At 70.7% G+C, this 21,054-nt stretch carries 20 protein-coding genes and 1 pseudogene; 8 read left to right on the top strand and 13 right to left on the bottom strand.

Going from position 1 to position 21,054, the window contains the following annotated elements; all coding sequences use genetic code 11:
- Positions 1-11 precede the first annotated feature (11 nt).
- The gene (locus ACFP2V_RS17380; RefSeq protein WP_381212618.1) at positions 12-857 is read left to right on the top strand and encodes an EI24 domain-containing protein; all 846 of its coding nucleotides are present in this window, start codon (positions 12-14) and stop codon (positions 855-857) included.
- 211 nt (positions 858-1,068) lie between these two features.
- Here ACFP2V_RS17380 and ACFP2V_RS17375 read toward each other — a convergent pair whose 3' ends face one another.
- Both ACFP2V_RS17375 and ACFP2V_RS17370 read right to left on the bottom strand, forming a co-directional pair.
- A complete protein-coding gene (locus ACFP2V_RS17375) occupies positions 1,069-2,082 on the bottom strand; it encodes an aldose epimerase family protein (protein ID WP_381212616.1) in 1,014 nt (337 codons plus the stop codon).
- Between the two features lie 15 nt (positions 2,083-2,097).
- Positions 2,098-3,024, bottom strand: a complete 927-nt coding sequence (locus ACFP2V_RS17370) for an SGNH/GDSL hydrolase family protein (protein ID WP_381212613.1) — start codon at positions 3,022-3,024, stop codon at positions 2,098-2,100.
- A 336-nt stretch (positions 3,025-3,360) separates the two neighbouring features.
- Here ACFP2V_RS17370 and ACFP2V_RS17365 point away from each other — a divergent pair, with 336 nt between their 5' ends.
- A complete protein-coding gene (locus tag ACFP2V_RS17365) occupies positions 3,361-3,855 on the top strand; it encodes a DUF3145 domain-containing protein (protein WP_381212611.1) in 495 nt (164 codons plus the stop codon).
- Between the two features lie 120 nt (positions 3,856-3,975).
- Here ACFP2V_RS17365 and ACFP2V_RS17360 read toward each other — a convergent pair whose 3' ends face one another.
- The 5 genes from ACFP2V_RS17360 to fasR form a co-directional block, all read right to left on the bottom strand.
- Positions 3,976-5,247 carry a beta-ketoacyl-[acyl-carrier-protein] synthase family protein gene (locus ACFP2V_RS17360; protein ID WP_381212608.1) on the bottom strand — a complete coding sequence of 424 codons (1,272 nt, stop codon included), beginning with the start codon at positions 5,245-5,247 and terminating at the stop codon, positions 3,976-3,978.
- Between the two features lie 135 nt (positions 5,248-5,382).
- Positions 5,383-5,631 (bottom strand): acyl carrier protein, encoded by a 249-nt coding sequence (locus ACFP2V_RS17355; RefSeq protein WP_004988657.1) that lies wholly within the window; start codon positions 5,629-5,631, stop codon positions 5,383-5,385.
- Positions 5,632-5,734: 103 nt separating this feature from the next.
- Positions 5,735-6,736 carry a ketoacyl-ACP synthase III gene (locus ACFP2V_RS17350; RefSeq protein WP_381212605.1) on the bottom strand — a complete coding sequence of 334 codons (1,002 nt, stop codon included), beginning with the start codon at positions 6,734-6,736 and terminating at the stop codon, positions 5,735-5,737.
- Between the two features lie 22 nt (positions 6,737-6,758).
- On the bottom strand, positions 6,759-7,703 hold the full coding sequence (locus ACFP2V_RS17345; protein ID WP_381212602.1) for an ACP S-malonyltransferase: 945 nt from the start codon (positions 7,701-7,703) through the stop codon (positions 6,759-6,761).
- Positions 7,704-7,792: 89 nt separating this feature from the next.
- The gene (gene fasR / locus ACFP2V_RS17340; RefSeq protein ID WP_381212599.1) at positions 7,793-8,998 is read right to left on the bottom strand and encodes a fatty acid biosynthesis transcriptional regulator FasR; all 1,206 of its coding nucleotides are present in this window, start codon (positions 8,996-8,998) and stop codon (positions 7,793-7,795) included.
- 282 nt (positions 8,999-9,280) lie between these two features.
- Between fasR and ACFP2V_RS17335 the strand changes: the two genes are divergently transcribed.
- Complete coding sequence (locus ACFP2V_RS17335; RefSeq protein ID WP_381212596.1) at positions 9,281-9,949, top strand: pirin family protein; 669 nt, start codon at positions 9,281-9,283, stop codon at positions 9,947-9,949.
- Positions 9,950-10,061: 112 nt separating this feature from the next.
- On the top strand, positions 10,062-11,222 hold the full coding sequence (locus ACFP2V_RS17330) for a type IV toxin-antitoxin system AbiEi family antitoxin domain-containing protein (RefSeq protein ID WP_381212593.1): 1,161 nt from the start codon (positions 10,062-10,064) through the stop codon (positions 11,220-11,222).
- Between the two features lie 126 nt (positions 11,223-11,348).
- Here the strand turns inward: ACFP2V_RS17330 and tnpA are convergent.
- Positions 11,349-11,774, bottom strand: a pseudogene (gene tnpA, locus ACFP2V_RS17325) (IS200/IS605 family transposase); the annotation flags it as partial.
- Between the two features lie 49 nt (positions 11,775-11,823).
- On the opposite strand from tnpA, the gene ACFP2V_RS17320 reads away from it, so the two are divergent.
- From ACFP2V_RS17320 to ACFP2V_RS17310, 3 genes are all read left to right on the top strand, one after another.
- Positions 11,824-13,068 carry an RNA-guided endonuclease InsQ/TnpB family protein gene (locus ACFP2V_RS17320; RefSeq protein WP_381212855.1) on the top strand — a complete coding sequence of 415 codons (1,245 nt, stop codon included), beginning with the start codon at positions 11,824-11,826 and terminating at the stop codon, positions 13,066-13,068.
- A 104-nt stretch (positions 13,069-13,172) separates the two neighbouring features.
- Positions 13,173-14,984, top strand: coding sequence for a flavin-containing monooxygenase (locus ACFP2V_RS17315; protein WP_381212590.1), 1,812 nt, complete (start codon positions 13,173-13,175; stop codon positions 14,982-14,984).
- A 302-nt stretch (positions 14,985-15,286) separates the two neighbouring features.
- Complete coding sequence (locus tag ACFP2V_RS17310; protein WP_381212588.1) at positions 15,287-15,823, top strand: hypothetical protein; 537 nt, start codon at positions 15,287-15,289, stop codon at positions 15,821-15,823.
- 74 nt (positions 15,824-15,897) lie between these two features.
- On the opposite strand, the gene ACFP2V_RS17305 is transcribed toward ACFP2V_RS17310, so the two are convergent.
- A complete protein-coding gene (locus tag ACFP2V_RS17305; RefSeq protein WP_381212585.1) occupies positions 15,898-16,725 on the bottom strand; it encodes a serine hydrolase domain-containing protein in 828 nt (275 codons plus the stop codon).
- Positions 16,726-16,743: 18 nt separating this feature from the next.
- Positions 16,744-17,226 carry a GNAT family N-acetyltransferase gene (locus ACFP2V_RS17300; RefSeq protein ID WP_381212582.1) on the bottom strand — a complete coding sequence of 161 codons (483 nt, stop codon included), beginning with the start codon at positions 17,224-17,226 and terminating at the stop codon, positions 16,744-16,746.
- A gap of 88 nt (positions 17,227-17,314) precedes the next feature.
- On the opposite strand from ACFP2V_RS17300, the gene ACFP2V_RS17295 reads away from it, so the two are divergent.
- Positions 17,315-17,791: a MerR family transcriptional regulator gene (locus ACFP2V_RS17295; protein WP_381212579.1), complete on the top strand. Its 477-nt coding sequence runs from the start codon at positions 17,315-17,317 to the stop codon at positions 17,789-17,791.
- A 212-nt stretch (positions 17,792-18,003) separates the two neighbouring features.
- Here the strand turns inward: ACFP2V_RS17295 and ACFP2V_RS17290 are convergent, their stop codons facing one another.
- From ACFP2V_RS17290 to ACFP2V_RS17280, 3 genes are all read right to left on the bottom strand, one after another.
- Positions 18,004-18,861: a DUF4429 domain-containing protein gene (locus ACFP2V_RS17290; RefSeq protein ID WP_381212852.1), complete on the bottom strand. Its 858-nt coding sequence runs from the start codon at positions 18,859-18,861 to the stop codon at positions 18,004-18,006.
- A 58-nt stretch (positions 18,862-18,919) separates the two neighbouring features.
- Complete coding sequence (locus tag ACFP2V_RS17285; protein WP_381212576.1) at positions 18,920-20,137, bottom strand: alpha/beta hydrolase; 1,218 nt, start codon at positions 20,135-20,137, stop codon at positions 18,920-18,922.
- Between the two features lie 87 nt (positions 20,138-20,224).
- Positions 20,225-20,899 carry a TetR family transcriptional regulator gene (locus ACFP2V_RS17280; protein WP_381212573.1) on the bottom strand — a complete coding sequence of 225 codons (675 nt, stop codon included), beginning with the start codon at positions 20,897-20,899 and terminating at the stop codon, positions 20,225-20,227.
- Positions 20,900-21,054 lie beyond the last annotated feature (155 nt).

The raw sequence follows: 21,054 nt of genomic DNA, 5'->3' as shown, positions 1-21,054 counted from the left end.
ATAGTTCCCCCATGCGCGATCTTGGGGTGGGTTTCCGGTATCTCCTGAAGGGTCAGCGATGGGTCGCCCGGCACGGCAAGCAGTACGGCTTCGGCCTGCTGCCGGGGCTGATCACGCTGGTGCTCTATGCGGCGGCGCTGGTCGCGCTGGCCATGTGGGGGCCGGACTTCGTCGGCTGGGCGACACCGTTCGCGGACGGCTGGTCCAGTCCCTGGCTCGGTCTGTTCCGCGGGCTGCTCACCGTCCTCCTCTTCGCGCTCGGCCTGCTGCTCTCCGTCATCACCTTCACCGCGGTGACCCTGCTCATCGGCCAGCCCTTCTACGAGAGCCTCTCCGAGAAGGTCGACCGGGACGTCTCGCCCGACGGCACCGCCCCCGAGTCCGAGCTGCCCCTGTGGCGGGAGCTGTGGATCTCCGGCCGGGACAGCCTCCGTATCGTCGTACGGGCCCTGCTCTGGGCGGTGCTGCTCTTCGCGCTCGGGTTCGTCCCGTTCGTCGGGCAGACCGTCGTACCGGTGATCGGGTTCATGGTCACCGGGTTCTTCCTCACGGAGGAGCTGACGGCGGTGGCCCTGCAGCGGCGTGGGGTCGAGCTGCGGGCGCGGCTGGCCCTGCTGAGGGGCCGCAAGACCCTCGTCTGGGGCTTCGGCACGCCGCTGGGGCTGGCGTTCCTCGTCCCGTTCGTCGCGGTGTTCCTGATGCCGGGCGCGGTCGCCGGCGCCACCCTCATGGCGCGGGACCTGCTCGGCGAGGAGATCAGGGACGACGACGGCGCCGAGGCGCCCGTGGCGCCGTCGCAGCCGTCTCCGTCGCAGCAGTCGCAGCCGTCTCCGTCGATTCGCCGGGACGGGCACTGAGCGTAGGACGAGGTGACCACATCGTGGTCCTTTGTGAAGGATTCGTACGAACTCCCGATCGAGTGCCCGATCGCGGACCGCGGGATCACCGCGACGATTAACGTCTGAATCGGGGTAGCTCCTGTCGGTCGGGGTATTCCTCTGCATGAGCAGCCCCGGTCCGGGACCCTGACCCCGGACCGGGGCTCATGTGCGTCGCCCCGGACAGGCTCTAACGCACCGCGAAGCCGTACACCGTCTCCGAGCGGAACGTCCCACCCGGCCGCAGGACCGTGCTCGGGAAGTCGGGCCGGTTCGGGGAGTCGGGGAAGTGCTGCGTCTCCAGCGCGATGCCGGCGCCGGGCACGAAGGGCTCTCCGATGTGGTCGGCGGTGTAGACCTGCATCCCGGGTTCGGTGGTCGCCACCGTGAGCACCCGCCCGGACGCCGGGTCGTACAGCTCGGCGACCTCCACCGGCGTCGGCGTCACGCCCTTGTCGAGCACGAGATTGTGGTCGTACCCGGTGCCGGTCTTGCGCGCCTCACGGAAGTCGAAGCGGGTGCCGGTCACGTCCTGGTGGTCGCCGAGCGGGATCAGATCCGCGTCGACGGGGGTGAAGCGGGAGGCGGCGAGCCGCAGTTCATGCCCGGCCGCACTGCCGGAGCCGGGGTCGGAGCCGGGGTCGGAGTTGGGGTCGGAGCCGGACCCGGCCAGGTTCCAGTACGAGTGGTTCGTCGGGTTCACCACCGTCGGCGCGTCCGTCACCGCCTCGTAGCCGATCCCCAGCGCACCCCGCTCGTCCAGGGTGTACGTCACCGACATCTCCAGGCGGCCAGGGAAGCCCTCCTCGCCGTCCGCGGAGACCAGGACGAGGCGCAGACCGTGCGGAACCGGCGTCACGTCCCACACGCGCTTGTCGAAGCCCCGCTCACCGCCGTGCAGCGAGTTCGGCCCGTTGTTCGGGGCGAGCGTGTGGACCCGGCCGTCCAGCGGGAAGCGGGCACCCGCGATGCGGTTGGCGTACCGCCCGACCAGGGCGCCCGCATAGGGCCCCGGATGGGCGAGATAGCCGTCCAGGCCGGGGAAGCCCAGCACCACGTTCCCGGAGCGCCCCTCCCGGTCCGGCACCTCGACGGCCTGCACGATCCCGCCGTACGACAGCACCCGTACGCGTACGCCGGCCCGCTCCAGGGTCCAGCGGTGCACCGGAGTGCCGTCGGAAAGTGTGCCGAAGAGTTCGTTCATGTGCGAAACGATAGGTCACGGCTTCGCCGCCGTGACCGTACGATAGGCGATCTCCGCCAGCCGGGCCTGACCGTCGACGCCGGGGTGGAACCAGTCCCAGTGGCTCAACTGCGCGGTGCCGAACCTGTACTCGTACACCGCGCCGCCGTCGTAGCGGCACCGGTCGTCCTCGGCGCAGACCTCCTCCAGCGCCTTGTTGTAGTCCTCCACCCGGCTCCGCACCGTCTCGCGCCGCTCGTTCGCCGCCGCGTCCAGGGCATCGGGATCGCCCAGCATCGACGGGCAGATGCCGAGCTTCCACACCTGCTTGCCCATCGCGCTGGTCCGCCCCTGCGACCACAGCTGCTTCAGATCCGGCACGCTCGCCACATACACCTGGGCCTTGGGCAGTGCCTTGCGCAGGGTGCGTATCGCTTCCTCGAAGTCCGCGCGGAAGTCGGTCACCGGCGTCATCGCCGACGTCGTGGCCCGGCAGGCGTCGTTCGCCCCGGCCATCACCGCCACCAACTCCGGCCTCCGGCCCACCGCTCGAGCCATCTGGCCGGGCAGGTCCGCCATCCGCGCCCCGGTGACCGCGTAGTTCCAGCTCCGCTCGGCCGCCCCGGCCGGGCCCAGCAGTCGCACCGCCAGACTGTCGACCTGCTCGCTGCCGCCCGTCGCCCACGACACCTCGGGACAGTCCGCCAGCACCGCGCACGCGTCGAAACCGGTCGTGATCGAATCGCCGACGGCGGCCACGGAGGCGGGGCTGGTGTCCCAGACCGGAGGGTACGACGGGGCCGGCGCGGCCTTCTTCGCCCCGGGGCCGGACGGAGCGGCCCCGTCACCGCCGACGGCGTCGCAGCCGGCGGTCCCCAGCACGGCGGCGGCCGCCACGGAGGCGAGCACGGCTCGCGAACGGCTGCCCCGCTTCGGCCCCTGCCACCGTGTCCCCTGGTCCATCCCGCAGCCTCCCCGCACATCGTCGTCACCGTCCCCCCATGCATAACAACGCACGAGAGTTCCCGCCTGCCCGGCTGCCTGCCCGGTCGCCCGGTTGCCCGCCCCAACGGAACGGCTCAGACGGAACGGCGCATATGGAACGGCTCACATGATCCGGGTCCGGCATCCCCGGGGTTGTCGTCCTGCCGGGTGAATCGCGGAAGTTTCCGGGTACCGGGGCGGACGGTACGTCACACTCCTTCCCCCACCACACGGTAGCCTCGGCCTCAACGTGGTCCTCCCGGCCACCCGCTGATCGGCCCTTTCCGACCTGTCCCGCTCTGCCCGGAGGTTCCGGTGACGACACGTGGAGTCCTGTACGTGCACTCCGCGCCGCGTGCGCTGTGCCCACACGTCGAGTGGGCCGTCGCGGGGGTGCTCGGCGTGCGCGTCAGCCTGGACTGGATCCGGCAGCCCGCCGCCCCCGGCACCTGGCGCTCGGAGTTCTCCTGGAAGGGCCAGGCAGGCACCGCCTCCAAGCTCGCCTCGGCGCTGCGCGGCTGGCAGTTGCTGCGCTTCGAGGTCACCTCGGAGCCCTGTCCCACAGCCGAGGGCGAGCGCTACAGCTGCACCCCCGACCTCGGCATCTTCCACGCCGTCACCGGCATCCACGGCGACATCATGATCCCCGAGGACCGGCTGCGCGCCGCCCTGGCCAGGTCCCAGCACGGCGAGACCGACCTGGAGGCCGAGATCGCCAAGCTCCTCGGCAAGCCCTGGGACGACGAGCTGGAACCGTTCCGCTACGCGGGCGAGGGAGCCCCGGTCCGCTGGCTCCACCAGGTCGTCTGACCGCGCCGGCACTCCGTACCCCGCGCCCCCTCCTCCGTACCCCGCCCCCGACACGCCGAAGGGCCCCACCTCGCGAGGTGGGGCCCTTCGGCGTGTACGCACCCGGCGTACCGGCGTCGGTCAGACCGACCGGAACGCCAGCACCACGTTGTGCCCGCCGAACCCGAACGAGTCGTTGAGGGCGGCGATGCGGCCCTCGACGGGCAGCTTGCGCGCCTCGCCGCGGACCACGTCCGCGTTCGCCTCGGCCTCGGGGTCGATGGTGTCGATGTTGATGGTCGGCGGAGCCACCCGGTGGTACAGCGCGAGCACCGTCGCCACCGACTCCACGCCACCGGCGCCACCGAGCAGGTGCCCGGTCATCGACTTGGTCGCGGAGACCGCCATGTGGTCGACGTCGTCGCCGAACACCTTGCGCAGCGCCTTCAGTTCGGCGATGTCACCGGCCGGCGTCGAGGTGGCGTGCGCGTTGACGTGCACGATCTCGGACGGGTTCAGGTCGGTGGAGTCCAGCAGGTGCTGCAGGGCGTGCGAGATGCCGCGGCCCTCCGGCTCCGGCTGCACGATGTCGTGGCCGTCGGCCGAGATGCCCTGGCCGACCGCCTCCGCGTAGACGCGGGCGCCGCGCGCGGCGGCGTGCTCGGCGGACTCCAGGACGATCACGCCCGCGCCCTCGCCGAGGACGAAGCCGTCCCGGCCGACGTCGTACGGCCGCGAGGCGCCCTGCGGGTCGTCGTTGTTCTTGGACATCGCCATCATGTTGCCGAACGCGGCGATCGGCAGCGGGTGGATCGCCGCCTCCGTGCCCCCCGCGACGACGACGTCGGCGCGGCCGGAACGGATCATCTCGATGGCGTAGCCGATGGCCTCCGCGCCCGAGGCGCAGGCCGAGACGGGGGTGTGCACACCCGCCTGGGCGCCCACGAGCAGGCCCACGTTGGCCGACGGGCCGTTCGGCATCAGCATGGGGACGGTGTGCGGGGAGACGCGGCGGACGCCCTTCTCCTTCAGCACGTCGTACTGGTCGAGCAGGGTCGTCACGCCACCGATGCCGGAGGCGATGACCGTGCCGAGCCGCTCCGGGGCGATGCGCGAGTCCTCACCGGCCCTGCCCTCGAAGCCGGCGTCGGCCCACGCCTCCTTGGCCGCGACCAGCGCGAACTGCGCCGAGCGGTCCAGGCGGCGGGCCTGCGGCCGCGGGATGGTCTCAGTGGGTTCCACGGCCACGGGGGCCGCGATACGGACCGCCTGGTCGGCGGCCCACTCCTGGGTCAGGGACTTGACTCCGGAACGTCCGGCGACCAGACCCTCCCAGGTCGAGGCCGCGTCGCCACCCAGCGGTGTGGTTGCGCCGATACCGGTGACGACCACGGTGCGATTGGTCGAGCTCATCGGAATTCTTTCTCCAACGGATACGAGGATTCGTACGGCGCCACCGCCGGGTGGCGGGGCCGGGGGCTCCCGGCCTCGGGTCTTCCGTCCGGATCAGCCGGGCCCGGTTGATCCGGACGGAAGACCCAGCAGCGCTCAGGCCTGGTGCTTGAGGATGTACTCGGTCGCGTCACCGACGGTCTTGAGGTTCTTGACGTCGTCGTCCGGGATCTTGACGTCGAAGCGCTCTTCGGCGGCGACGACGACCTCGACCATGGACAGCGAGTCGACGTCCAGGTCGTCGGTGAAGGACTTGTCCAGCTGGACGTCCTCAACCGGGATGCCGGCGATCTCGTTCACGATCTCCGCGAGACCGGCGACGATCTCTTCCTGAGTGGCGGCCATGATGGCGCTCCTTCGCTGTGATTCCTGAGGGTGTGGCGCCCGCCGCGACAGCGGCGGGTGGTGCGGTCCCCGTGGCCGGACCGGATGATCCGGCACGGAGTGCCTAAGGGAGAGTAACGACCGTTGCGGCGTAGACGAGACCCGCCCCGAAGCCGATGACGAGCGCGGTGTCGCCGCTCTTCGCCTCGCCGGTCGCCAGGAGCCGCTCCATCGCGAGCGGGATCGAGGCGGCCGAGGTGTTGCCGGTGGTACGGATGTCACGGGCGACCGTGACATGCTCCGGCAGTTTGAGGGTCTTCACCATCGAGTCGATGATCCGCACATTGGCCTGGTGCGGGATGAAGACGTCCAGGTCGTCCGAGGTGATCCCGGCCGCGTCCAGCGCCTGCTGGGCGACCTTCGCCATCTCGAACACGGCCCAGCGGAACACCGCCTGGCCCTCCTGCGTGATCGCGGGGAACTTCTCGACCTCGCCGTCGCGATAGTCCGTCCACGCCACGGTCTGCTTGATGACCTCGGACTTGTCGCCCTCCGAGCCCCACACGGTCGGGCCGATCGCGGGCTCCTTGGACGGGCCGACGACGACCGCGCCCGCGCCGTCACCGAACAGGAAGGCGGTGGCCCGGTCCTCCAGGTCGGTCAGGTCGCTCAGCCGCTCCACGCCGATGACGAGCACGTACTCGGCGGAACCCTCCACCACCATGCCCTTGGCGAGGGTGAGGCCGTAGCCGAAGCCCGCGCAGCCCGCCGAGATGTCGAAGGCGGCGGCCTTGTCCGTGCCCAGCCGGTCGGCGATCTCGGTGGCCACGGCCGGGGTCTGCTTGAAGTGCGACACGGTCGAGACGACCACGGCGCCGATCTGCCCGGCGTCGATGCCCGCGTCGGCGATCGCCTTGCCCGACGCCTCGACGGACATCGCCGCGACGGTTTCCTCGGGCGACGCCCAGTGCCGCGTCTCGATGCCGGAACGCGAGCGGATCCACTCGTCGGACGAGTCGATCGTCTCCAGGATCACCTCGTTCGGCACGATCCGGGTGGGCCGGTAGCCGCCCACACCCAGGATGCGGGCGTACGGGGCACCCTTACTGGGCTTGATCTTCGCCATGCGGATTCTGCTCCTAAGGGCGTCAGGCGTGCTCGGCTACGAGCGCGCGGGCGGCGTCGAGGTCGGCGGGGGTCTTCAGGGCGAGCGTCGCGACGCCGGGCAGTGCACGCTTGGCGAGACCGGTCAGGGTCCCCCCGGGGCACACCTCGATCAGCGCGGTCACCCCGAGCTCCTTGAACGTCTCCATGCACAGGTCCCAGCGCACCGGGTTGGCCACCTGGCCGACCAGGCGCTCCAGCACCCCGGCACCGGTCGCGACCGTCGCGCCGTCCTTGTTCGACACGTAGACGGCCTTCGGGTCGCCCGGCGTCAGGTCCTCGGCCGCCTTCGCCAGCGTGTCGACCGCGGGGCCCATGTGGTGCGTGTGGAAGGCGCCGGCCACCTTGAGCGCGACGACCCGGCGCACGCCCTGAGGCTTGTCCGCCTCCAGCGCGGCCAGCTGCTCCTTGGTGCCGGCCGCCACGATCTGGCCCGCGCCGTTGATGTTCGCCGGGGTCAGCCCCAGCTTCTCCAGGTGCGCCACGGTGACGTCCGGGTCGCCGCCGAGCAGCGCCGCCATGCCGGTCTCGGTGACCGCGGCGGCGTCGGCCATGGCCAGACCCCGCTTGCGGACCAGGCTCAGCGCGGCCGTGTCGTCGAGAACCCCCGCGAACGCGGCCGCGGTGAACTCGCCGACGCTGTGACCGGCGACCGCGCCGGGCGCGATCTGTGCCACCGCCGAAGCGGCGTCGGCCGCACCGGCACCCAGTGCCGACACGGACAGCAGACCGGCCGCGACCAGCAGCGGCTGGGCGACGGCCGTGTCGCGGATCGCGTCCGCGTCCGCCTCGGTGCCGTAGTGGGCGAGGTCGAGTCCGATGGCGTCGGACCATGCGGCGACGCGGTCCGCGGCACCGGGAAGGTCGAGCCATTCAGTCAGGAAGCCGGGCGTCTGAGCGCCCTGGCCGGGAGCGACGAGTACGAGCACTCTCACACTCTCTCTTGACGACGGCCGAAGCCGCCCGTGAGGACAGGGACGAAGAACACGAGGGGGTTTTGTGGAACCCCGACAAGAGGCTAGAGCTGAAGATCGCCGTCGACCAGACGCCCCAGGATCAACGCGACCCGCAGTGTGAACGCAGAGCGTACATCGGAGGGTGACCATCCGGTGACGTCTGTCACACGTCGGAGCCGGTAACGCACGGTATTGGGGTGCACGAACAGCATCCGTGCGGCCCCCTCGAGGCTGCTCGCCTGCTCCAGATAGACGCTGAGCGTCTCCAGCAGCGCGGCCCCGGTTTCCTCGAGCGGTCTGTAGATCTCCTCCACCAACTGTTCACGGGCCGCGGTGTCACCGGCGATCGCCCGCTCCGGCAGCAGATCGTCGGCCAGCACCGGACGCGGCGCGTCCTGCCAGGCGGAACACGCCTTCAGGCCCGCCGCGGCGGCCTGCGCGGACCGGGTCGCCGCCTGCAGGTCCGGCACCACCGGGCCCGCCACCACCGGCCCCTGCGCGTACGGCCCGATCAGCGACTTGGCGACGGCCAGCGGATTGTCGCTGCCGCCCGCGATCACGACCAGCCGGTCCCCGAGCACCCCCGTCAGCACCTGGAGCTTGGCGTGCCGGGCGGCCCGCCGGATCGCCTCCACGGTCAGTTCCGAGTCGCCGTCGGGCGCGGTGCCGAGCAGCACGCACACATGCTCCGGCGAGTTCCATCCCAGGGCGGCGGCCCGCGACACGGCGCCCTCGTCGGCCTCGCCGCTGAGCACCGCGTTCACGACCAGCGACTCCAGCCGCGCGTCCCAGGCGCCCCGTGCCTCGGCCGCCTGCGCGTACACCTGCGCGGTGGCGAACGCGATCTCCCGCGCGTACACCAGGAGTGCCTCGCGCAGCACCGACTCGTCGCCCGGCGCGGCCACCTCGTCGATGGCGGTCTCCATGACCTCGATGGTGGTGCGCACCATCTCCACGGTCTGCCGCAGCGTGATGGCCCGGGTCAGCTCGCGCGGCGCGGTCCCGAAGACATCGGTGGAGATGGCCTGCGGCGCGTCCGGGCGCCGGAACCACTCGGTGAAGGCGGCGATGCCCGCCTGCGCGACCAACCCGATCCAGGAACGGTTCTCCGGTGGCATCGCCCGGTACCAGGGCAGTGTCTCGTCCATCCGCGTGATCGCCTGCGCGGCGAGGTGGCCGGACGACTTCTCCAGCCGCTTCAGCGTCGCGGCATGCGGGTGGGCGGGGCGTGCTGGGGTTTGGGGCTTGCTGGTTTCGGGTTCGGGCACGGGGACAAGACTGCCTCATCCGGACGCCTGAACGGGCCGCCGGGTCGCGCGCGAGGTCTCCCGCCGGGGTTCCCGAGGGCTCCCGCCGGGTTGCGGTCGGGCCGTCGCCGGGTCTCCCGCCGCACTCTCGCCGGGTCTTCGCCGAGTTTCCCGTCAGGCCTTCGTCGGACCCCGTCAGAACTCCCTTCGGACCCCGTCAGAGCTCACCTCGGCCCCCGGCGGGCTCCCCTTCGGTCTTCCGCCGGCTCTCCCCCGGGCTCAAGGGCGCGCGCCGGGGCTACCGTGGACCGCGTGACGGACGTACGGCGCGCGCACGAGCGCTTCCAAGGCGGCGATCCGGCGGCCGGGATCGAGAGCCGGCACGCCTTCTCCTTCGGCCCGCACTACGACCCCGACCACCTGCGCTTCGGCGCGGTGATCGCCTGCAACGAGGAGCGGCTCGCCCCCGGCGCCGGCTTCGACGAGCACCCGCACAGTCACACCGAGATCGTGACGTGGGTGGTGGAGGGCGAACTGACCCACCGCGACTCCACCGGCCACGAGACGGTCGTCCGCCCCGGCGACGTCCAGCGCCTGAGCGCCGCCTCCGGCGTACGGCACGTGGAACGCAACGACGGCCCCGGACCCCTGACCTTCCTCCAGATGTGGCTGGCCCCGCGGGAGCCCGGCGGCGACCCCTTCTACGAGGTCGTCCGCGGCATCGCCGACTCCACCCCGTACGCCCTCCCGGAGGCGGGCGCCATGCTCCACGTCCGGCGGCTGACGGCGGGGGAGCGGACGGCGATCCCGGACGCCGCGTACGTATACCTCCACATCGTGCGCGGTGAAGTAACCCTGAACGGCGAGCGCCTGACCCCGGGCGATGCCGTCCGCATGACAGACGCCGAGGAATCGGTGCTGGTGGCGGTGGCGGCCGCGGAACTGCTGTTGTGGGAGATGCGCGCAACGTGACCGGCCCAGCAGCGGCTGAGATGCGGAGAAAGTTACATCCGCTAAGTTGCTGGTGCAGAGTTCATTACGTTCATAGGTAACTTTCTCTGCGGGGTTGTGTAATCATCTCTGTATGAACCGGGCTGAGCAGCTTGTTGTGCTCTCGGGTGCCACTGCAGACCAGTGGGGCCTGGTGACGGCTGCACAGGCCAAGCAGCTGGGCCTGAACGCGGTGCAGCTGCTGCGCTTGGCCGAGGTCGGCCTACTGGAAAGCGTCGGCCGTGGGGTCTACCTGCTGTCCGCCGGCGGTATGCCTCAGCACCTGGAGATCAAGGTCGCGTGGCTGCGGCTGCAGCCCAAACAGTTCGCCTGGGAGCGCCCCGCAGGTCACCGGGACTCCGGCGTCGTCTCCCATGCCTCTGCCTGTCGGCTGCATGAGCTGGGTGACATCCCCGCCCCTGAGGTGGAGATCAGCGTGCCGCGTCGACGGACGACGACCGAGCCCTTTGTGCGCCTGCGTACCGTCCCGGTGGAGGCAACGCAGATCACGGTGGTCGATGGCTTGCCCGTCACCACCGCTGATCGCACCATCGTCGACCTGCTTCGGGCGAAAGCCGACGGCGGGCACGTCGGTGGCGTCATTGCCGACGCCGAGCGCCGCGATCTCATTGCTGTGGACGAGCTCGCCGCGCACGTGCAGCCGTTCGCCCGCAAGTACGGCCTGCATGCGCAGGCCACGGGCCGTGAACTGATCGACCATCTGGTGGCCCAGGCCGGGGAAAGTCTCCGCCGGCACGAAGTGGACCGGGCAAGACGTGAAGCCTTTGACATGGCCGCACAGTCGGCATCGCTCATCCTCGAGCAGGCGTTCGGAGGCATCCATAAGAGAATCCAGGAGATGCAGGGGCTCCGCAGCGCAGGCCTTGACCAAGCGTTTCAGAGGTTGTCGGAGTCTGATCCGGCGTTGATGCAAGCGTTCGCGAATCTGCATCAGCCCGCACTGGGGGAGGTCATCGGGAAGCTCTACCAGCCCAACCCCGCCCTGACGCGGGCGCTGCAGGAGTTGTACCAGCCCGACCTGGGCGTGACCCGGGCTATCGAGCAGGCCATGGCTGTGCCCCGGGTGGCGAAGGAGAGGAAGTCGATGGAGCTCTCTTCGGCGCATACTCAGGAACCCCGTGCGGAGGACAGGGACGTCACCGAACGCCAGAACCCGTTGTGTGACGACCCGGCCAGTGAGGAACACCCAGCGGATGAGGACGGCGCAGAGCCGGCCGATGAGCGGCCCAACTGAACCCCGGACGAGCTGATTTCTACTCAATCCCTGGCATATTCTGCGGACTTACCGGTGATCTTGAGTGAAAGCCCCGGCGTTCACGCCGGGGATGAAACGCATCTCAAAACTTCTCTGACGTGTACTTTAGAGCGGACGTTGTTGCTGCTCGATGTGCTGATGGATGATCGCCAACGGCGCCCCTCCGCGCGATGCGGAGAAGCCTGAGGGCGAACACAGGTGCCCGTGCATGATGGCGCGGTTGATCCAGCCGGTGAACTCTCCCCCAGCCTTCGGCCGGGAGGTGCCCCCAGCCGTATCCGACGGGCGGGGACGCCCTTGAGGCTGTTGACCAGCTTGGAGACGGCGACCTTGGGCGGGTAGTGCACCAGCAGGTGCACGTGATCCTTCTCTCCGATGAACTCCTTCAACTCCGCCTCGAAGCTGGCGCACACCTTCCGCATGATCTCTTCGCAGCGTGTCGGCATCGCGTCGTTGAACACCCCGCGCCGGTACTTCGTCACGAAGACCACATGCGCGTGCATCGCCGAAACGGACGTGTCTGCCACGCCTTGGTCATTCCGCTCATCGATGGGATCACATCGCAGTAGTGTCATGGTTTGTGCAGCTCCGCTACAACTACCGGGCCTACCCGGACGCCGCCCAGCGTCGTGCGCTGGCGCAGGCGTTCGGGTGCGCCCGGGTGGTGTGGAACGCCTGCCTGCGCGACCGCAGGCAGGCGCACGCGGCGGGACTGCCGTACGTGACGTCGGCGGAGCTGTCCCGGCTTCGCATCACCCAGGCCAAGCACACCGAGGAACGAGCCTGGCTCGCCGACGTGTCGGCGGTCGTCCTGCAACAGTCCCTACGGGATCTGGACACCGCCTACAAGAACTTCTTCGACAGCCTCAAGGGCAAGCGGCAGGGCCGGAAGGCCGGCCCGCCCCGCTACAAGTCGAAGAAGGACACCCGCCAGTCGATCCGCCTCAACACCAACGCCTTCTCCCTCCAGGCGGGCGGCACGGTGTACGTGGCCAAGGTCGGCAACCTCAAGGTCAAGTGGTCCCGCCGGCTCCCGGCCGCGCCCACGTCCCTGACCGTCACCAAGGACAGCTGTGGCCGCTACTTTTTGAGCTTCGTCGTGGACACCGAACCGAGTCTCCTCCCCGAGCTGGACACCGACGCCGGTCTCGACCTCGGACTGTCCGCCTTCGCGGTCCTGTCCGACGGCAGCAGGATCGACAGCCCGCGCTTCCTGCGCCGGGCGGAGAAGAAACTCAAGCGTCTTCAACGGGACCTGTGCCGCAAGCAGAAGGGTTCGAAGAACCGGGCCAAGGCCCGCCTCAAGGTCGCACGCCAGCACGCCAGGGTGGCCGACCGGCGCCGGGACTTCCACCACAAGGCATCCACACGGATCATCCGCGACAATCAAGCGGTGTATGTGGAAGACCTCGCGGTGGCCGGCCTGGGCCGCACCCGGCTCGCCAAGTCCGTGCACGACGCGGGCTGGTCCGCGTTCGTCGGCATGCTGGAGTACAAGGCGCTCAAACACGGCCGCACCTTCGCCAAGGTGGACCGCTTCTTTCCCTCCTCCCAGGTCTGCTCGGCCTGCGGATTTCGGGACGGTCCCAAGCCCCTGCACGTCCGCGAGTGGACGTGCGGCCAGTGCGGCACCGTGCACGACCGCGACCACAACGCAGCCCGCAACGTTCTCTTCGAAGGACGCCGTATCGTCGCCGCCGGACGGGCGGAGACACCAAACGCCTGCGGAGCGCCGGTAAGACGGGTACACGTGCCCGCGCAGCGCAGTGAAGCAGGAAGCCCCCGGAAGGGCCAGACGACCCAGGCCGGAACCCTCGCCCTTTAGGGCGAGGAGCACGTCAACGTAGCGGAGCCGACGGCCGCACAGGTCGACGCGACCGGAACAACAGAGGATTGAGGCAGGTCCCCCCCCACGTGACGAACCCTCACATGTCGTCCCACCAGGCACCGTCCCGCGAGGAACTGGACGCGCTGAGGCAGCGCTACCGCTCCGAGCGCGAGCGACGCGTACGCCCGGACGGCGCCACCCAGTACCAGGCCCCCGAAGCCGAGTTCGGCTACTACGCCGCCGACCCGTACGTGGCGGAGACGGCCGAGCGCGAGCCGTTGCACGACACCGTCGACGTCGCCGTGGTCGGCGGCGGGTTCGGCGGCATCCTCGCCGGGGCGCGGATGCGGCAGCGGGGCGTGCAGTCCGTCCGCGTCGTCGAGACGGGCGGCGACTTCGGGGGCACCTGGTACTGGAACCGGTACCCGGGCATCCACTGCGACATCGAGTCGCACGTGTACCTGCCGATGCTCGACGAGACCGGGTACGTCCCGGAGTGGAAGTACGCCCCCGGCGAGGAGATCCGCCGCCACGCGGTGCGCGTCGCCCGGCAGTTCGACCTCTACGAGCACGCCCTGTTCTCCACGTCGGTCACCTCACTGACCTGGGACGAGGCCGGCGAGACATGGCTCGTGACCACCGATCGCGGCGACGCGTTCCGGGCCACGTACGTCGTCACCTCCACCGGTACCCTGTCCACGCCGAAGCTCCCCGGGATCCCCGGCATCCAGGACTTCAAGGGGCACACCTTCCACACCTCGCGCTGGGACTACGTCTACACCGGCGGCACCCCGGACGGCGGCATGACCGGCCTCGCGGACAAGCGGGTGGGCGTCGTCGGCACCGGCGCCACCGGCATCCAGGCCATCCCGATGCTGGCCGAGGACGCCGCGCACGTCTACGTCTTCCAGCGCACCCCTTCCACCGTGGACGTCCGCGCCAACCGCCGCACCAGCGCCCAGGACGTCGGCGCCGACCGCGAGGGCTGGGCGCGCGAGCGCCGCGAGAACTACCTCCGCATCGTCTCCGGCGAACCGGCCGACGAGGACCTCGTCGCCGACCGCTGGACCGAGTCGGCCGGCCTCCTGGAGAAGCTCCTGCCGAGCTTCCGTCGCCAGGACGACCGGGAGGCCTTCGAAGCGGCCTACGAGGCGGCCGACGCCGTAAAGATGAACGAACTCCGCACCCGTGTGGAGGAGACCGTCACCGACCCGGACACGGCGGAGAAGCTCAAGCCCTGGTACCGGTACGCCTGCAAGCGCCCCACCTTCTCCGACCGGTACTACCCGGCCTTCAACCGCGCCAACGTCACCCTGGTCGACACCGCCGACACCCACGGCATCGAGCGCATCACCGAAACCGGCGTGGTCGTCGGCGACACGGCCTACGACCTCGACTGCCTGATCTTCGCCACGGGCTTCTCCGTCGGCACCTCGGGCGTCGTCTCCGGCAAGCTCCCCGTCCACGGCCGGGGCGGCACCCAACTCCTGCGCGTCTGGGCGCGGCAGGGCCCGCGCACCCTGCACGGCTTCACCAGCAACGGCTTCCCGAACCTGATCCAGATGGGGTCCCTGCAGAACGCCAGCAGCGTCAACTTCACCCACATCCTGGACGAACAGGCCGTCCACGCGGCCGCGTTGGTCGCCGCGGCCGAAGCGGCGGACGCGCTCGTCGAACCGTCCCGAGAGACCGAGGACGCCTGGCTCGCCACCCTGGCCGAGGACGCCCCCGACCACGAGTGGTTCCACGCCGACTGCACCCCCGGCTACTACAACCGCGAAGGCCGGGGCCGCCCCAACGGCCCCACCGCCTACCCCCACGGCGCCCACGCTTTCCACCGACTCCTGAGGCGCTGGCGCGAAGACTCGATGAGCGAGATCCTCCAGCCGAGGGCACCGGCTCGGGACCGGTAGGCCGACTCCGGTGAGGGACGCCCGGCGTGGATTCCGGCGCCGACAGCCGGGCTCCTGACGGTCGCACAACTCAAAGAAAGCTTTAGTTCTGTGCGCGGCATCGTCCTGGAACTCAAGGTCCCGTCCCACTGCGGGTCCGGGAGCGGACGCCTTGCTGAAAAGCGTGCCCTTGTGTCGGGTGGGGAATTCGAGGACCTTCCTCAGCGGAAAGGAGTTCGCGCACCTGCTACGACGAGTGCCGCGGTGATCGCTGACGGGGCCTGGTGGCGGCCTGGGGCGGTGTCTGTGGCAGGCTGCGGATCATGGGGTGGTCGTTCAAGGTGCATGGCGGTGTCGCGGCCGGGCTGGGCGCTGTTCTGCTGGTACTGGCCGGGCTCACCTTGCTGCCAGGAGTCCTGCCGCTGGCCAAGACGGGATGGCTGCTGGCACTGAGCGCCGTATTGTTCTTCCCGATCGTCATATCCGCTGTGGTGCGCCTCTTCCTGGCACGCGTGGACAAGGACTTGGCCTGGCAGGCTTTCCGGTGTTTCCCCGGCTGGGTGCAGGCGGGGCTCGCGGTACTGGTCCTGTCGGGGGTGGGGATGACGTTCTTCGGTAAGGGGCAGGAGGGGAACCTGCAGGCCGCCGAGGTGAAGGGCGGGCGGTACTTCGCCTTCGACACCACGCCGTACGCACGCGGCACGGTCGAGCTCTCCTACGAGCAGTACCAGGTCGTCCTGGAGGCCGATCGGCGCGTCTGGATCACGGTCTCAGGCGCGCTCTTCGTCGGCGCCGCGTACGCCGTCCTGGTGGCCGGTGAGCTGCGCCGGGCGGATCGTGGCGCTGCGTCGTCGAGGTAAGTGGTGGCGGGTCCCGTCGTACGGGGGCGGCGGCGGGACCACGCCATGGTGTCGCGGCGGTCGGTGCGGGGCTTTCAGGCGCGCAGTTCCGCCAGCACCGCGTCCGTGAACGGCGGCCACGCCTCGACCGCCCAGGGGCCGAAGGCGCGGTCGGTCAGGGCGACGCAGGCGACGCCCGCCGCCGGGTCGATCCACAGGAACGTGCCCGACTGGCCGAAGTGGCCGACGGTGCGGGGCGAGGAGGAGCCGCCCGTCCAGTGCGGGGACTTGGCGTCGCGGATCTCGAAGCCGAGGCCCCAGTCGTTGGGGTTCTGGTGGCCGTAGCCCGGCAGGACGCCCTTGGTGCCCCGGTACTGGACCGTCATCGCCTCGGCGACGGTCCGCGGGTCCAGCAGGCGCGGGGCCTGTACCTCGGCGGCGAAGCGCAGCAGGTCGTCCACGGTGGACGTGCCGTCCTTCGCCGGGGAGGCGGCGCCCTCCAGGGACGTCGACGTCATTCCCAGCGGCTCCAGCACCGCCTGCCGCAGGTACTCGGCGAACGGGATGTCCGTCGCCTTCGCGATGTGGTCCCCGAGCTGCTCGAACCCGGCGTTGGAGTACAGGCGGCGCTCACCGGGGGCGGAGGTCACCCGGTGCTCGTCGAAGGCGAGGCCGGAGGTGTGGGCGAGGAGGTGGCGGACCGTCGAGCCCTCGGGACCGGCCGGTTCGTCCAGCTCGATCGCGCCCTCCTCGTACGCCACGAGCGCCGCGTACGCCGCGAGCGGCTTGGTGACCGAGGCGAGGGGGAAGCGGTGGCCGGTGGGGCCGTGGGTGCCCAGGACGGTGCCGTCCGCCCGGACGACACCCGCCGCGGCGGTGGGAACCGGCCAGTTCTCGATCAACGCGAGGCTCTTGAGCGACATGCCTTCGAGGGTATGCGCTCACAGCCGCAGCTCGAGCAACGGGTCCGGCCTCCGGGCGAAGCCCAGGGAGGCGTACAGGGGCTCGGCCTGCGCGGACGCCGTGAGGCGGACACGGCGGACGCCGTGCTCCCGGAACCACTCCAGGAGCGCCTCCATGCACGCCCGCGCACACCCCTGACGGCGGGCGTCCGGGGCGGTGGCGACGCTGAAGACATAGCCGTCGGTGCCGTGCGGGTTGTGCGCGCCGCCGATGCGGTACTCGATCGTGCCGGCCACCAGCGCCGACAGCCCGTCCCGTTCCGGACGGTCCACGACGAACGCCGCGAACGGGCCGTCCGGCTCGGCGAGCTTCGCGCGCAGCACCGGCAGCGCGTCGGCGTGCCAGTCCGTGGCGGGGGAGGAACGGGCCATCGAGTCGATCATCACCTGACGCAGGCGCAGCACTTCCTCCGCGTCCCCGGGCACCGCACGGCGTACACGCACACGAGTCATGGCCGGCATGCTATTCGGCCGGGACGCCCGCCTTCTCGCCGTTTTCCCGCCGGCCGTGCTTGCCTGGAGTGCGCTCCAGGGATCTAGCGTGGAGGGTATGACGGTGACGGAGACCACGGGTGAGAGCACGGGCGCCAGGACCGACACCTGCGCCGGGCCGCCGCAGCGCGACCGGCGGCCGGACGGCGCGGACAAGTACACGATCAGCGAGGTGGCCGCCCTCAGCGGGCTGAGCGCACACACCCTGCGCTGGTACGAGCGCATCGGGCTGATGCCGCACATCGACCGGTCGCACACCGGCCAGCGCCGCTACAGCAACCGCGACCTCGACTGGCTCGCCCTCGTCGGCAAGCTCCGCCTGACCGGGATGCCGGTCGCGGACATGGTCCGGTACGCGGAGATGGTGCGGGAGGGCGACCACACCTACGCCGACCGCTTCGACCTCCTCAAGGCGACCCGCGAGGACGTGGTGGCCCGGATCGCGGAGCTCCAGGGCACCCTCGCCGTGCTCGACCGGAAGATCGGCTTCTACGCGGACGCCGGCCGCGCCCTGGCGTCGGAGAGGGCCCGTTGAGCGACGGCGGTACCGAAGGGCTGGGCGGTGCACACTGACGGTCCCTCTGCTCGACCGGCGCTCATCCGTGAAGGCCGTGAACACCGTGCCGCACAGTGCTCACGGTTTCGCCGACGAGGCGCCCGCCGGGCGGCCTGGATGCGGCGGCGCCCGCGAGCCATCCCGGCCGCGGACCTCGCCGCGGACCCGGCGGGGTGCCCCGCCCAGGGCGTCTAAAGCTCCGCCAGCAACTCCGCCTTCTTCACGGAGAACTCCTCGTCCGTCACCAGTCCCGCCTGGTGCAGTTCCCCGAGGTGGCGTATGCGGTCGGCGATGTCCGCGGGGTCGCGGCGCACGGCGGCCGCGGCCACCGCGGGCACCGGCGTGGACGTGCGCGCCGCCGCGAGGACGGCCGCCGCGAACGGCAGTGACTCGTGCACGGGCCCGTAGCCGAGCCCGAACACCACGGCCGCCGGATCCTGGTCGGCGTGCGGGGGCTGGGCGGGCTCGTCGCGGCGCAGCAGCCGCAGATGCCCTTCGAAGACCTCCGGGGAGCGCCACTCCACGCCACACAACTCCCCGATGGAGAAGCGCTGGTCGCCGGCCTTCCACTTCGCGGACGAGGCACCCGTCCAGAACCAGCGGAAGGAGACCGTGGTCCCGTCGAAGGCGGCCCTTCCGTCGTACGCCTTGAACCGCAGCGGCGCCTCGGGGGGCGGTACCAGGTGGCGCTCGGCGGGACCCGACTCGGTGAGCAGGGCGAGGAGTTCGCCGGCGTAGTACTCGGCGAGCGTCCCGCGTTCGGCGGGCAGCACGAGCCGGTAGGGGTCGCAGCTGTCCTTCAGCTGCCCGGCCGCCGCCTCCATCAGCGGGTCGGCGCCGGGCCGCGGCTCGATGCGCAGCACGACGGTGCCGCGTCTGCCGGGGGTCAGCGTCACTCCGGCGATGGCCTCCAGGGGGATGCGGCGCTCCCCGAGTGCCTGAAACAACTTGGGTGTTCTGATCCCCCTTTCGTACCGGATGAGCACGGAGTCGGACTCGAACTCCCAGGCAGCGTGAAATCCGGCCAGTACGTCACCCATACGGCTCATCGTATGCGGCACGAGCTTTTTCGTCCCCTCCCCGTGCGTACCGCAGTTCCTCCGTTCTCTACGCGCGTCCCGATGCGGCGGCGTGGGACAAACCCGCCCGGCATACGCCGTTCTCGTGTGCGCAGTCCACCGCACGGTATGCGCCAACGCCGATCTCGGCGAAGTTGCGCAGGCTGTCGGTGCCCGGCACGAAGTACCCGCTGTGTCCCCGGGCCTCACGCGCCGACAACACGCGCGCTCCGAAGGCCGAGGACACCGGGTCGGCCCCGTGTCCCAGCCCGCCGACCTCCAGGTAGGGCACGTCCTGGATCCAGTCGTCGGCGTCCCGCATCGCCCACACCCGTGCGTGGGTGCGCAGGTCGGTGACCGTCTCGGCCCGCATGCCGGGACTGCCGGCCACCGCTATGTCGGTCACCCGGCCGGGCAGCGTGGGCGCGGCGAGCCCGCACACCACGGAGCCGTAGCTGTGGCAGAACAGGGAGACGCGGGCCTCGCCGGGCAGGGCGCGCAGCAGCGAGCCGAGGCGTGCCGCGCCGTCCTCGGCGCGCATCGCCATCGCCGACTCCATGCCGAGCCCGCTGGGCGCGGTGTAGTCGGCCCAGGCGATCACGGCGGTACGGGTCGAGGGAGCCGCCGTGTGCTCGGCCGCGTAGAGCGACTGGGCCATGCCGACGGGCGCCGCATAGCGACGATAGGTGCGCTGGAAGGTGAGCAGGTCGGTGTCGACGCCGGGGACGACGACCGAGACCCGCTCGGCCTTGCGCAGGTTGCCGAACACCTCGGCGACCCGGCCGGGGCCCGACGGGTCGAAGGCGAGGATCTGGCGGCCGGGGCTCATCAGGGCCGTGAAGCGGTTCATCCGGCGGCCCGCCTGGTGCTGCCCGGCGGGCGTGAGCCGTTTGTCGCGCATCCGTTCCCGCTCGACCTCGCGGGCCTGCCCCAGCGCGATGCGGTTGGCGCGGTAGCGCAGCGTGGCCGGGGCGCCGTTCATGTTGCCGACCGCGAGCGGGAAGCGGTGGGCGAGGCCCACCCGTTGCGCCTTCGTGAGGGAGGCGAAGAACCGGGCCAGTTCGGCGGGCGCGGACTCGGGGTCGGGCAGCCGGTGGCCTCCTGTGCGCCCCTGCTCCCAGGCGATGAGCGAGGCCGGGAGCGGTGCCGTGTCCCGCTGCCGGCGCAGTGCCGTCCAGCCGGTGGTCGCCAGCATCACGAAGACGACGGCCAGTGCGAGGAGCGCACGCCACACGTTCAGTTGCGGGGTGGTGTCGAAGGAAGTCACTGACAGGACACACTAGGAGAACGAGAGGGTCTCGCGTCAATCGTGTGACGAGTATCACGTTTCGCTGCGTCGATGTGTGAGCAGGGGTCAACCGGCTGTGGGCCGGGTGCCGTTCCAGGGCCCCGCCAGGACGGGCCCCAGCTGGTCCAGGTGGGCCGTCATCAGCTCGCGCAGGGCGGCGAGGTCGGCGTCCCCGGCGGACCAGGACCGTTCCGCCACCCGGACCACGCCGCAGACCGCGGCCACCAGGATGCGCGGCCGGGGGTCGGTGTCCAGGTCGACGCCCTCGCGGCCGGCGATCACGCGGGCCAGCCGCTCCTCCAGTTCGCTCGAGCGCCGCAGATGGGCGGCGAGCAGCGCGGGCGTCGACTCGATCACCCGGTACACCCGCAGGTGCAGCTCCAGCGGCACGACCTGCTCGACGACCTCGTTGATGCCGTCCCAGCTCTCCCGCAGGGCGCCGCGGAGCACGTCCAGCGGCGGCTCGCCGGGTGGGCGCCCCCGTACGGCGTCGACGACGAGGGACTCCGCGAGGTGCGGGACGTAGAACGCGACCTCCTCCTTGCTGGCGAAGTAGCGGAAGAAGGTGCGCTGCGAGACGTGGACGGCCGCCGCGATGTCGTCGACCGTCGTCCCCTCGTAGCCGCGGGCCGCGAACAGCTCCAGGGAGGACCGGACCAGCGCGTCGCGGGTGAGCCGTTTCCTGCGTTCCCGCAGACCCGGCGCCGGCACCGCACCGACGACGGTCCCGACCGTCTCCATCGTTCCTCCCGTAGCTCTCCGGATCGATTCCCCGGCGGTTCCCCATGGCTTCCCTGAAGCCTTTGCAGAACCGTTCTCCCAGTTCAGGCTATACGGGCATGTCGACCGGGTTACTGATCGGTGAATTGGTTTGTCAACTGTCAGTGGCTGTCATT

Source organism: Streptomyces incanus (genome assembly GCF_042656345.1).
GTDB lineage: Bacteria > Actinomycetota > Actinomycetes > Streptomycetales > Streptomycetaceae > Streptomyces > Streptomyces incanus.
Note: the sequence above shows the minus strand (reverse complement) of the source record. Positions and strands in the feature narration are given on the sequence as shown.

What these genes read in the sequence shown, in the direction of transcription:
- ACFP2V_RS17380 (WP_381212618.1), top strand. Translation starts at nt 12, where the DNA reads ATGCGCGATCTTGGGGTGGGTTTCCGGTATCTCCTGAAGGGTCAGCGA.
- ACFP2V_RS17375 (WP_381212616.1), bottom strand. Translation starts at nt 2,082, where the DNA reads ATGAACGAACTCTTCGGCACACTTTCCGACGGCACTCCGGTGCACCGC.
- ACFP2V_RS17370 (WP_381212613.1), bottom strand. Translation starts at nt 3,024, where the DNA reads ATGGACCAGGGGACACGGTGGCAGGGGCCGAAGCGGGGCAGCCGTTCG.
- ACFP2V_RS17360 (WP_381212608.1), bottom strand. Translation starts at nt 5,247, where the DNA reads ATGAGCTCGACCAATCGCACCGTGGTCGTCACCGGTATCGGCGCAACC.
- ACFP2V_RS17355 (WP_004988657.1), bottom strand. Translation starts at nt 5,631, where the DNA reads ATGGCCGCCACTCAGGAAGAGATCGTCGCCGGTCTCGCGGAGATCGTG.
- ACFP2V_RS17350 (WP_381212605.1), bottom strand. Translation starts at nt 6,736, where the DNA reads ATGGCGAAGATCAAGCCCAGTAAGGGTGCCCCGTACGCCCGCATCCTG.
- ACFP2V_RS17330 (WP_381212593.1), top strand. Translation starts at nt 10,062, where the DNA reads ATGAACCGGGCTGAGCAGCTTGTTGTGCTCTCGGGTGCCACTGCAGAC.
- ACFP2V_RS17315 (WP_381212590.1), top strand. Translation starts at nt 13,173, where the DNA reads ATGTCGTCCCACCAGGCACCGTCCCGCGAGGAACTGGACGCGCTGAGG.
- ACFP2V_RS17310 (WP_381212588.1), top strand. Translation starts at nt 15,287, where the DNA reads ATGGGGTGGTCGTTCAAGGTGCATGGCGGTGTCGCGGCCGGGCTGGGC.
- ACFP2V_RS17305 (WP_381212585.1), bottom strand. Translation starts at nt 16,725, where the DNA reads ATGTCGCTCAAGAGCCTCGCGTTGATCGAGAACTGGCCGGTTCCCACC.
- ACFP2V_RS17300 (WP_381212582.1), bottom strand. Translation starts at nt 17,226, where the DNA reads ATGCCGGCCATGACTCGTGTGCGTGTACGCCGTGCGGTGCCCGGGGAC.
- ACFP2V_RS17295 (WP_381212579.1), top strand. Translation starts at nt 17,315, where the DNA reads ATGACGGTGACGGAGACCACGGGTGAGAGCACGGGCGCCAGGACCGAC.
- ACFP2V_RS17290 (WP_381212852.1), bottom strand. Translation starts at nt 18,861, where the DNA reads ATGAGCCGTATGGGTGACGTACTGGCCGGATTTCACGCTGCCTGGGAG.
- ACFP2V_RS17280 (WP_381212573.1), bottom strand. Translation starts at nt 20,899, where the DNA reads ATGGAGACGGTCGGGACCGTCGTCGGTGCGGTGCCGGCGCCGGGTCTG.